The following is a 12,420-nucleotide window of genomic DNA, read 5'->3' on the forward strand; positions in this document are numbered from 1 at the left end:
TGGCGCTTTTTTATATCTGAATCTGATAAAATTCCGTGAAAGTTATATAACCAATTCCTTTGCATGAAGTCGTAATTTTATCGAAACCCATTAAATTTTTAAATCATGGCAAATTCAGATAAAGATTCCGACAGAAATAAAAATATTGACGGTTATAAAGTTGAAGGCGACGGCAATGCTGAAAACGTGACCAATCCGCCAATTCCTGAAAACCGCACTTTTGAGGAAAATCCCGATAAAATGAAAAGCAAAAGCGAAAGTGATATTCCGGGAAAAGAATTCAACATCAATGACAAAGCGTATTTCGAAAGCAGCAAATCCGATTTTGTAAAGACAGTTTCGAACATGCACCACGCCGATGAAGATTTTCTTACGACTGACACCAATAATAAAGATTGATAGCAATCTCACAATCCCAATCTAATTTGAACATTTGATGCTATAACCTGACCGATTTGTGCTATAACGTTTTCGTACATAAAGTTACTTTTGGAGAAATCAAAATGTAAAAATTATGAGCGATATTGCACAAAGACCTGAATTTAAGGCACAGTATGAAAATTATATCGGCGGAAAATTTGTCGCGCCAGTCGAAGGAGGTTACTTCGAAAACAGTTCTCCGATTGACGGAAAAGTATTTACAAAAGCCGCGCGTTCTACAAAAGCAGATGTGAATTTAGCACTTGACGCGGCACACGAAGCGTTCAAAACCTGGGAAAAAGTTCTGCAGCCTACAGAAGTGGCATACTCAATAAAATCGCCGATAAAATTGAAGCCAATCTTGAATATCTTGCCGTTGTTGAAGCCATTGACAACGGAAAGGCGATCCGCGAAACCCGCGCAGCCGATTTACCTTTAGTTGTAGACCATTTCCGCTATTTTGCTGGTGTTATCCGTGCAGAAGAAGGCACGATTTCTGAACACGATGAAAATACCGTTTCGATTTGCCTCACTGAACCTTTAGGTGTTGTCGGGCAAATCATTCCGTGGAATTTCCCGCTTTTAATGGCAACATGGAAAATCGCCCCGGCTTTAGCAGCAGGAAATTGCTGTGTTGTAAAACCTGCGGAACAAACACCAACCTCAATCATGGTTTTGATGGAGTTGATTGGCGATTTACTGCCGCCGGGCGTTCTCAACATCATCACAGGTTTCGGCCAGGAAGCCGGAAAACCACTCGCGCAGTCAGACAGGATCGCTAAAGTTTCTTTTACCGGCGAAACTACAACCGGCCGTCTCATCATGCAATATGCTTCCGAAAACTTGATTCCGGTTACGATGGAATTGGGCGGAAAATCTCCAAACATTTTCTTTTCTTCAGTCGCTGATGCTGATGATGCCTTTTTCGATAAAGCTGTTGAAGGCGCTGTTTTATTTGCATTGAATCAAGGCGAAGTCTGTACCTGTCCGTCACGAATTTTAGTGCAGGAAGACATTTACGATAAATTCATGGAGCGCGTAATTGCACGTACCAAAGCCATCAAAACCGGACATCCGCTTGACGGAACCGTAATGATGGGCGCGCAGGCATCGAATGACCAATATGAAAAAATCCAGTCGTATTTGAAAATCGGCAGGGAAGAAGGCGCCGAAGTTTTAACCGGCGGCGAAGTCAACAAACTTGACGGCGAACTCGCTGGCGGATTTTACATCCAGCCGACAATTTTCAAAGGTCACAATAAAATGCGTATTTTCCAGGAAGAAATATTTGGTCCAGGTAACCTGCGTTACGACTTTCAAAACCGTTGAAGAAGCCATAGAAATCGCCAATGACACGATGTACGGTTTAGGAGCCGGCGTATGGACACGCGATGCACACGAATTGTATCAGGTGCCGCGCGCCATCAAAGCGGGCAGGGTGTGGGTGAACAATTACCATGCTTATCCGGCACACGCGCCATTTGGTGGTTACAAAAAATCAGGGTTCGGACGCGAGAACCATAAAATGATGCTCGAGCATTACCGCCAGACAAAAAATATGCTGATTTCTTACGATAAAAATAAATTAGGATTCTTTTAAAATGTTTTAATTTAGTTTGTTGGTAAAAGCCCGGGAATCTTTGTGGTTGCCGGGTTTTTAAATTTTCAGCCACGAATTACACAAATTATCACGAATTAAATTTGTGGAAATTCGTGGCTGATAATAAATTTTAAAATCATGACCGAAAGAGTAAAAATTACACCCGAAGCCAGCGCATTAATTTCACAATTAAAATCAAAATATGGTGAACTGATGTTCCACCAAAGTGGCGGCTGCTGCGACGGCTCGCAACCGATGTGTTTTGAAAAAGGCGATTTCATTTTAGGACAAAGCGACGTTTGCCTCGGCGAAATTGACGGCTGTGAATTCTGGATGAACAAAGACCAATTCGAATACTGGCAATATACGCAACTTACGATTCATGTAACGGAAGGACGCGGTTCGAGTTTTTCGCTTGAAATTCCGATGGGGTATCGGTTTTTGACACAATCGCGGATGTTTACGCCTGAAGAACTTTCGGATTTGGTGCCTTTGACATTTGTGGAAGAGAGTTAACAGTTTACAATTAACAGTTGCTCGTGTTTGGTCAATACTTAAAACTGTAAACCGCCAACTGTCAACTAAAACTAATTCACATACAATAACTGATATTGTTTCGGCGTAATACCTTCGTATTTTTTAAACAACCGAATGAAGTAATTGCAATCTTCAAATCCGGATAAATAACAGACTTCGTTGATTTGCAATTCCGGGTTTTTGAGTAATTTCTTGGCACATTTTATCTTCTCGCTCAACACAAATTCTATCGGGCTCATGCCCAATTCCCTTTTAAAAAACCGATAAAAAGAAGTCGTGCTCATACAGGCTTTGTCGCTGAGATTTTTAAGCGTAATGCTTTCCTTTAAATTCTGGCGGATGTATTGCACCACCTGATTAATCGGGCTGTTGGTGTCTGTAAAAACACTGTTGTCAATGGCTTTTACGGTTTGCGTTTGAATGATTCGAATCAGCAATTCCTGTAAAGTCAAATCGGCTAAAACATCTTTCGTAATCGAAGCGCTCATGCATTCGTTGATGAGTTTATTGATGGTCGACGCCAATTCGACATTATTATAAAAGAAATAATTCTGGTAATCCAGTTGCCAGAAATGGTCTTTTCCGTCTTTCGGATAACGCTCGTTCAGTAAATGCAATGTATCTGAAATTTTGCTCTGGTCGATGGCTAGCGCGAGGCATTGCGTCGGATTGTTGGGCGTGGCTTCGGGAAAATCAATCTTCATTTCAACATTCGACGGTATCATCACCGTTTCTCCCGGAAGATAATCAAATTCAGGATCATCAAAAAGATGCATGACTTTCTTGCCGCGAAGCATGCTTGTTACCACCAAATCGTTGAATTTCAAAGGTACCAAAGCAGACGATTGATAGGTTTCAAACAGGTTGAGTTCGCAATTGTTCAACGAATAAACCGTGCGGTTTTCTACCAGTGTTTTAAGCGATTTTTCAGAAGATAATTTCGGCGGATTGATTAAAGCGCGGTTGCTGTACATGAAAATAAGAATAGTATTGACATGAGATAAATTTAAGCAAAAAGAAATCGTAATCGTAAAAAAGAGATGAATTTTTAAATAATAATGATTTACCCCAAAGTGAAAAAGTTTTCCGCAAAGGGAAAAAAGTTAAACAATAAAATTTAACCAAAAGCTTTGCGAACTTTGCGAAAATCTTAGCGCCTTTGCGGTAAAATCAAAGCAATTCGTAAACGTGTTTTCTTATATTTTCAGCAATCTTCTGCGTAGGCAAATCATTCTCGTCGCTTCCAAACGGATCTTCAATTTCCTCAGCAATCAACTCCAAACTTGCCAATACATAAAAGATAAAAACCACGACCGGGGCGGTATAATACCCAAGACTAAACGCATATCCAAAAGGCAAAGTCATCACATAAAAGAAAATAAATTTTTTGATAAAGGCGCTGTAAGAGTAGGGGATTGGCGTGTTTTTGATTCTCTCGCATGCACCGCAAATATCCGTGAATGATTGAATTTCAGTATTTAGGATGATCAATTGGTCACCCGTAATTTTCTTCGAATCGTACAAATTGTTGATTTTTTGGAAAAGCATCAATGCAACCTGATTCGGACGGTGTTTGTGCTGGTCGATTTCTAAATTCAATCCCTCAAAAAGTTGTTTGGCTGTATCGCTGTCATTAAGGTGTCTGTTCAGGATTGACGCATATCCGGGAATAATTTCGCGAAAATATTTACGGTCATTTTCTTCATGCAGAATAGCAGACAATTTCAAGGCAAGATTCCGGCTGTTATTCACCAAAGCACCCAGAGTTTCCGCCCTTCCCACCAGCGATCATAAGCTGTATTGGTGCGAAATACAAGCAACAGCGAAATCACAAACCCCAACATTTGGTGCATGATTGTAATATTCTTAATGTAATTCGAATTGAAAATTTCGCCGTGTTCAACTTCCAAATATCCTGCAATCGCGGAATAAGCGCCTATCGCCAGCATGATCGGAAGCAATTTCCTGAACGTATCAGCCTTGTGGAACCTGAAAATAAACGTAAACCAATCTTTAGTATTATAAGAAATCATACCGCGAAATTTCTGTAAATATAGCTGATTTCTAAATTAGAATGTAAGGTTTCCTGCTAATTCCTTCAAAGCAATTTCAGACAATTTGGCTTGATACTGGGCATTGCTGTTGCGCACTTTTGCATTGACATAATTGAGCTGCGCCGTTCTGAACTCAAGCGTGGTAATGGTTCCGATGCGGAATTTATCTAAAGTGATGTCAAGGTTTTGTTTTGCAATGTCTTCGTTTTTCGCTTCGAGTTTTGACAATTCCAGATTGGTGATGTAAGTCTGGTAGGAAGTGCCCAACTGTGCATACAAATTCTGCGTTTGCTGCTCGATGACGATTTTTGAATTCTCAATCTGGATTTTGGCAATTTTTTCATTCCGGTTCTGGTAAAATCCATCGAAAATATTCATTGTTGCACTGAATCCATAAACCAATCCGCGCGCTGATGACTGGGTTGTAAACCCAAGACTTGACTGTGAATCTGCAAAATTATAACCGGTATTTACCCGAATTGTAGGATATCTTCCGGCACGGATTTGCTTCAATTGCAATTCAGCCACTTTCTGATTGATGATTTGCGCTTCGAGTTCGGGATTTTGTTTTTCAGCCAAAGTGGTCAAATCCTGAAGCAATAATTTATCGTCGACGATAAAATAATCGATGACTTTAAAATCAGTTTTGGTGTCGCGTGCCAGGATTTGGTTCAGCAGTATTTTCGTGTTGGCATATAATTCCTTTTGCTTCAGCAGATTGGTCGTATCTGTATTCAAATCGACTTCGGCATTTAAAACTTCCAATTTTGATGCTTTTCCAATCGTAAACCGATTTTGAGCCAATTCTAGCCTTTGATTTGAAATGACCAAAGTCGTATCCAACGCCGCCAGTTGTTGTTGCTGTTGCACCAAATCGAAATAAGTTGAAGTTACATCTCCGATTTTGGTGAGAATTGTAAGACGCAATTCTGCCGCGCCCAATTGCTGCAAAGCTTTCAACTGATCATATTTGGCAAACATCCTGAAGCCGTCAAAAATTGTCCAGTCTAACGCAACGCCATAATTCAAACTGTTGTTTTTGGCGTTGTCCAATTTGTTGATTGTGCCGTCTGAACGCGTTTGAGAACTGTTCTGGATGCTGTTGTTGTCGACAACATTTGCAGTTACAACCGGTAACATCCCTGCATTGCCAGAGGAAACATTAGCCTGGTCAATCTTTAAATCGTTTGAAGCGATTTTGATTTCATAATTGTTTTCGAGTGCGATTTTCACAGCGTCTTCGACTGTCAGCAGTTGTTGCGCATTGGTTTTTGCAAAGCCGAAGAGTAACAACAATAGTATATATTTACAAGAAGTCATCATGATTTCATTTCTTTTTCATATTCTTCCAAATGGTCAAATTCAGGATGGTGTTTGCGCGCGCGTGACCACATCGAATAAACGGCCGGGATTACGAAGAGTGTCAATACAAGTGAGAAAATTGTCCCGCCGACAATTACGACTCCCATTCCGATACGGCTTGTAGATGCTGCTCCGAGCGACAAAGCAATCGGCAATGCACCCAAAGAAATTGCCAAACTCGTCATTAAAATCGGACGTAACCTGGCTTCTGCCGCTTCCATAATCGCTTCGACTTTTGGTTTTCCCTGCTCACGCAATTGATTGGCAAATTCAACAATTAAAATTCCGTTCTTCGTTACTAATCCAATCAGCATTACCGTTCCGATCTGACTGAAGATATTCCATGTTTGCCCGAACAGCCAAAGTGAAAATAACGCACCGGCGACCGCCATCGGCACCGTTAAAATAATGATGAACGGATCAATAAAACTTTCAAATTGTGCCGCTAAAATCAGGAATATCAGCAATAAGGCCAATGCGAATGCAAAAGTCGTATTAGAACTGCTTTCGACAAAATCTCTTGATTCTCCTCCTAAATCTGTGGTAAAACTATCATCTAAAACTTTCGATTTGATTTCATCCATGGCATCGATCCCATCGCTGATACTTTTTCCGGCGCCAATCCTGCAGAAATCGTCGCCGACATATAACGGTTGTTGTGGTACAATTGCGGCGGACTGCTTTGCTCCGTAACTTTTACGACATTGTCCAATTGGATTAGGTCGCCTTTTGCATTTTTCACAAACATCGAAGTAAGATCCAAAGGTGCGGCGCGGTCTTTTTCATCAAATTTGCCGATGACCTGGTATTGTTTTCCGTTTCTCATGAAGTAACCGAAACGTTGTCCGCTTAACGACAATTGCAATGTTTGCGCGACATCAAGCACGGAAATGCCCAGACTTTCTGCTTTTTCACGGTCGATGGTAACGTTGATTTCCGGTTTATTGAATTTCAGGTTGACATCAACGTTGGAGAAAGCCGGATTTTTGTTTGCTTCGTCCATAAACTGCGGAATTTTTTGCTGCAATTTCTCAAACGTCGGTGCCTGGATGATGTATTGGATTGGCATTCCGCCGCGACGGTTCACAGCAATCGTCGGTTGTTCAGAAACGTTGGTTTTGGCTTCCGAATAACGCTTGGTTCGATTTGGTGAGTTTTTCGGCGATTTCTTTTGGGAACGCTCGCGGTCTTCGGGTTCTTTCAATGCAATACGAATTCGGCCGCTATTGACGGTTGCAGAACCAAATCCGGGCGCGGTAATCACAAGTGCAACTTTCTTTTCCGGAATCGAATCGTCGAGTAGTTTGGTCAATTCCTGCATAAAACGGTCGGTGTAGGCGTAGGTCGCACCTTCCGGGGTTGTAACATTCACACCAATGAAACTTCTGTCATCGTAAGGCGCGGTTTCTTTCGGGATGATTTTGAAAAAGAGGAATATCAATCCGAAACATATTATTACAATTGGAAAACTTATCCATTTTCGTTTCATAAATTTCGTAAGCGACGCGGCATAACCCGAGTTTAATTTTACGAAATAGGGTTCTGTGAAATTATAAAATCGCGATTTCTTCTGTTCGCCGCCTTTCATTAAATAAGCGTTCAGCATTGGTGTCAGCGAAAGCGAAACGAAAGCTGAAATCAATACAGCCGCGCCAATAACGACACCGAATTCCCGGAAAAGCCGTCCGACAAATCCTTCAAGGAAAATGATTGGAAGGAAAACGGCTGCGAGTGTAATCGAAATTGAAATTACAGCGAAGAAAATCTCATTCGAGCCTTTGATCGCGGCTTCAATCGGCGACATGCCTTCTTCGACTTTCTTGAAGATGTTTTCGGTGACTACGATTCCGTCGTCGACTACGAGTCCGGTGGCAAGTACGATGGCGAGTAAAGTCAGTACATTCACTGAAAATCCGCACAAATACATAATAAAGAAAGTAGCGATTAAGGAAACCGGAATATCAATCAACGGCCGGAATGCAATTGCCCAATCCCTGAAAAATAAATAAATGATGAGGACAACCAGAATTAATGACAATCCCAATGTTTCTGCTACTTCAACAACCGATTTTTTAATAAAAACACTGTTGTCGATGGCGATATTGAGTTTCATATCTGCCGGTAAATCTTTTTTAAGCTGGTCGTATTTTTGGTAGAATTGGTTCGCAATGTCAACGTAATTCGTACCCGGCTGCGGAATAATCGCCAATCCAACCATTGGCAAACCTGATTCTGACATCTTGGTTTCGAGGTTTTCAGGCGCTAATTCTGCTTTTCCGATGTCGCTTAAACGAACAACCTTTTCTCCGTCAGCCAAGATAATGATGTCATTGAATTGCGCCGCCTCAGAAAGATTCCCCATTGTCTTAACGGTCAGTTCGGTGTTGGCACCCGTGAGTTTTCCCGAAGGCAATTCGACGTTTTGTTTTTCGAGAGCGGCCTTACATCAGAAACCGTAACGCCGTAAGAATTGAGTTTTATCGGGTCAATCCAAAGGCGCATTGCATATTTTTCTGGCACCAGATCTGCACGCTGCTCACACCCGGAATTGTCTGTAATCTTTCGGCAATCACATTTTCGGCATAATCACTGAGTTCCAGCGCATCTTTGGTTGAACTTTGCACCGTCATCGTAATGATTGGCTCAGAATCGGCATCGGCTTTTGAAACGACCGGCGGGGCATCGATATCCTGCGGCAAACTGCGGACGGCTTGTGAAACTTTGTCGCGCACATCATTCGCCGCTTCTTCGAGATTTTTCTCGAGTTTGAATTCAATCGTAATATTGCTCGAACCCTGATTACTGGAAGACGTAATATTTCGGATTCCGTCAATAGAATTAATGGCTTTTTCGAGCGGTTCGGTAATCTGCGATTCGATGATATCGGCGTTGGCTCCGGTGTAACTCGTTCTGACGGAAATCTGCGCCGGATCTATTGAAGGAAATTCCCTTACGCCCAGAAAAGTGTAACCGATAATCCCGAATAGTACAATCGCAAGGTTGATCACAATCGTAAAAACAGGCCTTTTTATACTTAAAGTGGATAAACTCATTTTATTTTTTGGCGACTGCCACTTTTACTTTTGTATCTTTTTGAGTGCCATGACGCCGCTGGTGAGAACGGTGTCGCCGGCTTTCAAACCTGATAAAATTAAGATGTCTTTATCGGTACGGGTTTCTGTTTGTACCATGATTTCTTTGGCTTTTCCGTTTTCGGAGATAAAAACTTTTTTGCCGTTTTGAACCGGAACGATGGCTTCTGACGGAATGATAATCGCGTCTTTTATGGTGCTGAGCGGTAATTCAACATTGGCGAAAGTGCCGGGCAATAATTTCCCATCTTTATTATCGGCAATTGCGCGAATCTGCAAAGTTCTCGTTGCAACAGCGATTTCCGGCTCAATGGCATAAACTTTTGCGGTATATTTATCTGTAGTACCGGCAACGGTGAAATTCAATTCAGAATTCATTTTTACCTGCGAGGCATATTTTTCTGGAATGGAGAAAGTAATTTTGAGTTTTCCGATGTTGACCAATTTTGCGACAAGAATTTCTGGTGTAATGTAAGTTCCCGGAGAAATCGACCTTAATCCGATCTTTCCCGAAAACGGAGCTTTTACGGAAGTTTTCCCGATTTGCGCCCGAATCAATTGGCTTTCTGCCTGTGCCGAACGGTAATCCGCGGAAGCGATATCAAATTCTTCCTGACTTATGGCCTGTTTTTCGAGTAATAATTTGGCGCGGCGCGCATTCTCGGATGCGAGGCTTTCTTTGGTCTGCATCTGGCGCAATTGTGCACGCAGTTCGACATCGTTGACTTTAAATAAAGTTTGTCCTTTAACGACATTGCTGCCTTCGGTGAAATTGATGGCTTCAACAATTCCGGAGACCTCACTGCGGATTTCAACCTGTTCATTGGCTTCGATTGAGCCGGAAAGTGAAAGATTGTTATCGAAAGGTTTTGGGACAACCACAAATCCACTTACATTCATGGCCTTGCCGCCGCCGGCTTTGTCTTTTGGGTCGTCTTTGACGCTGTTTTTTGTATTCTGTAGGTAATCAAAGCGCCGATTCCAATAACCAAAACGGCATAAACAATGTATTTTACTTTCATATTTGATGGTATGTTTCACCTGAAATTCTTGAATTTCGGGCTATACCAACAAAATTAAGGTGAAAGGGCGTGAATGGTTTTGACGTTAAATTTTATTTAACAAATTAGCCATGGTGATGGCAAATTCCAAATTATAAATTCGAAATTCCAACCTTATCGTTTAAACTAGAGTTTCATCAACTAATATAATTCCAGATATTCTTTTTCTTCGAAAGCTCAATAAAAGTTGCCGCAATGTAGCGTGTTCAGGTTTTAGCAAAGGCGCGTCATCTTTCAAAATTTTAACAGCGTGATGCCTCGCAAGCAGTAAAATATCTTTATCCCGAACAATATCAGCAATTTGTAAATTCAGAACACCGCTTTGTTGTGTGCCCATCAAATCGCCGGGCCACGCAATTTCAAATCGACTTCGGCAATTTCGAAACCGTCGTTGGTGCGTACCATCGTCTCCATGCGGGTTTTGCTGTCGTTAGAAAGTTTGTGGGATGTCATCAATATGCAATAGCTCTGTTCTGCACCACGACCCACACGGCCGCGCAATTGGTGCAGTTGCGACAATCCGAAACGTTCTGCACTTTCAATGATCATGACGCTGGCGTTGGGAATATTGACGCCAACTTCAATCACAGTCGTCGCCACCATAATATTGGTTTTTCCTTTTGAAAAGCGCTCCATTTCGGCATCTTTGTCTGCGGGTTTCATTTTTCCGTGAACGATTGAGATTGCGTATTGCGGCAATGGAAAATCACGAGAAATACTTTCATAGCCATCCATCAAATCCTTGAAATCCATTTTTTCCGATTCCTGAATTAATGGATAAACGATGTAAATCTGGCGGCCTTTGGCGATTTCGTCTTTGATGAATTTCCATACTTTGAGACGGTTTGAATCAAATCTATGAACCGTTTGAATTGGTTTTCTTCCCGGCGGCAATTCATCAATCACAGAAATGTCTAAATCACCATACAAACTCATCGCCAATGTGCGCGGAATCGGCGTTGCGGTCATCACCAAAACGTGCGGCGGAATTTCATTCTTATGCCATAATTTTGAGCGCTGTTCTACTCCGAAACGATGCTGTTCGTCAATCACTGCGAGGCCGAGATTTTTGAATTTTACTTTGTCTTCGAGCAAAGCGTGTGTTCCTATGATAATATGTAAGCTTCCATCTTCGAGCGCTTCATGGATGATTTTTCTATCTGTAGTTTTGGTTGAACCGGTGAGTATTTTTATATTGATATTTAAATCTTTAGCTAATTCTGAAAGTCCTTTAAAATGCTGATTGGCGAGGATTTCTGTCGGTGCCATCAAACACGCCTGAAAGCCATTGTCCAACGCCAGAAGCATGCTCATTAAAGCAACGATTGTTTTTCCCGAACCCACATCGCCTTGCAACAAACGGTTCATTTGCGCAGCTTGTCCCATGTCGTTGCGGATTTCTTTCAGCACTCGTTTTTGTGCATTCGTAAGCGCAAAAGGTAAGTGGTTTTCAAAAAAATCGTTAAAATAATTACCGACAATCGTAAACGGATGTCCTTTGATTTTATGCTTTCGAATTAAATTTTTGGTGATGAGTTGCAGTTGTATGAAAAATAATTCCTCAAACTTCAGTCGAAATTGTGCCTTTGATAATATCTCGTTGCTTTTCGGAAAATGAATATTGAATAATGCAGCATTTTTCGGAATCAATTTCAATTCGTCGATCAGATATCCTGGCAAAGTTTCACTGAACAACGCCTGTGTTTCCAGAAACAATTGCTGTATCAATTTATTGATTGTCCTGTTGGAAATACCGCGATTGGCAAGCGTTTCCGTCGACGGATAAACCGGCTGCATCGCCGAACGCAGGCTTTTTTCGTGTTCAGCCATGAGTTCAATTTCAGGATGCGCCATATTGAAAATGCCATTGAAAGAGGTCGCTTTTCCAAAAATAACAACAATTGCATTTAACTGCAGACTTTCCCGAACCCACTTATGACCCTGAAACCAAACGAGTTCCATCTGCCCGGTGTCATCCACGAAAGTGGCAACCAAACGTTTACCGCGTTTTTGCTCGACAGTTTTAATATTGACGATTTTTCCGATAATCTGAACTTCGGCATTGCTCTGTTGCAATTCGTTGATTTTGTAATAGCGCGTGCGGTCAATATACCGGTTCGGATAAAAATTAAGCAAATCCTCGTATTTGTGGATGCCGAGTTCCTTTCGCAACAGTTCACCTCTTGGCCGGGCAAACGCCTTTGAGGTATTCAATTGGTGTCTGAAGCAGGTTATTTTGCATGCAGCGAAGGTAAATATTTTAAATTATTGAAGGCACGGATTTTTTATTTAGC

The 12,420-nt window shown here is 41.6% G+C and carries 4 protein-coding genes and 5 pseudogenes; 3 read left to right on the forward strand and 6 right to left on the reverse strand.

The genetic code is table 11. The annotated features are described in order from the left end of the window. Positions 1–105 precede the first annotated feature (105 nt). The 3 genes and pseudogenes from ACSLFW_RS12965 (at position 106) to ACSLFW_RS12975 (ending at position 2,536) form a co-directional block, all read left to right on the forward strand. Positions 106–399, forward strand: a complete 294-nt coding sequence (locus tag ACSLFW_RS12965) for a hypothetical protein (RefSeq protein ID WP_436556093.1) — start codon at positions 106–108, stop codon at positions 397–399. A gap of 115 nt (positions 400–514) precedes the next feature. Beyond that, a pseudogene (locus ACSLFW_RS12970) lies at positions 515–2,020 on the forward strand (aldehyde dehydrogenase family protein). Between the two features lie 138 nt (positions 2,021–2,158). Then, a complete protein-coding gene (locus ACSLFW_RS12975; protein WP_436556094.1) occupies positions 2,159–2,536 on the forward strand; it encodes a DUF779 domain-containing protein in 378 nt (125 codons plus the stop codon). 71 nt (positions 2,537–2,607) lie between these two features. Here the strand turns inward: ACSLFW_RS12975 and ACSLFW_RS12980 are convergent, their stop codons facing one another. The 6 genes and pseudogenes from ACSLFW_RS12980 to recG form a co-directional block, all read right to left on the reverse strand. Continuing rightward, positions 2,608–3,531: an AraC family transcriptional regulator gene (locus ACSLFW_RS12980; RefSeq protein WP_436556095.1), complete on the reverse strand. Its 924-nt coding sequence runs from the start codon at positions 3,529–3,531 to the stop codon at positions 2,608–2,610. A 196-nt stretch (positions 3,532–3,727) separates the two neighbouring features. After that, positions 3,728–4,590 (reverse strand): annotated as a pseudogene (locus tag ACSLFW_RS12985) (bestrophin family protein). A 36-nt stretch (positions 4,591–4,626) separates the two neighbouring features. Beyond that, a complete protein-coding gene (locus ACSLFW_RS12990) occupies positions 4,627–5,931 on the reverse strand; it encodes a TolC family protein (protein ID WP_436557446.1) in 1,305 nt (434 codons plus the stop codon). Beyond that, positions 5,931–9,026: pseudogene (locus ACSLFW_RS12995) on the reverse strand (efflux RND transporter permease subunit). The gene ACSLFW_RS12990 and the pseudogene ACSLFW_RS12995 overlap by 1 nt, the downstream one beginning before the upstream one ends. A 1-nt stretch (position 9,027) precedes the next feature. Next, positions 9,028–10,087 (reverse strand): annotated as a pseudogene (locus tag ACSLFW_RS13000) (efflux RND transporter periplasmic adaptor subunit). A 176-nt stretch (positions 10,088–10,263) separates the two neighbouring features. After that, positions 10,264–12,368: pseudogene (gene recG, locus ACSLFW_RS13005) on the reverse strand (ATP-dependent DNA helicase RecG). Positions 12,369–12,420: the final 52 nt, after the last annotated feature.

This window comes from Flavobacterium sp. 3HN19-14 (assembly GCF_051373205.1).
Lineage (GTDB): Bacteria > Bacteroidota > Bacteroidia > Flavobacteriales > Flavobacteriaceae > Flavobacterium.

Excerpts from the sequence above, each read along its gene's own strand:
- ACSLFW_RS12975 (WP_436556094.1), top strand. The coding sequence starts at position 2,159 with ATGACCGAAAGAGTAAAAATTACACCCGAAGCCAGCGCATTAATTTCA.
- ACSLFW_RS12990 (WP_436557446.1), bottom strand. The coding sequence starts at position 5,931 with ATGACTTCTTGTAAATATATACTATTGTTGTTACTCTTCGGCTTTGCA.
- ACSLFW_RS12980 (WP_436556095.1), bottom strand. The coding sequence starts at position 3,531 with ATGTACAGCAACCGCGCTTTAATCAATCCGCCGAAATTATCTTCTGAA.
- ACSLFW_RS12965 (WP_436556093.1), top strand. The coding sequence starts at position 106 with ATGGCAAATTCAGATAAAGATTCCGACAGAAATAAAAATATTGACGGT.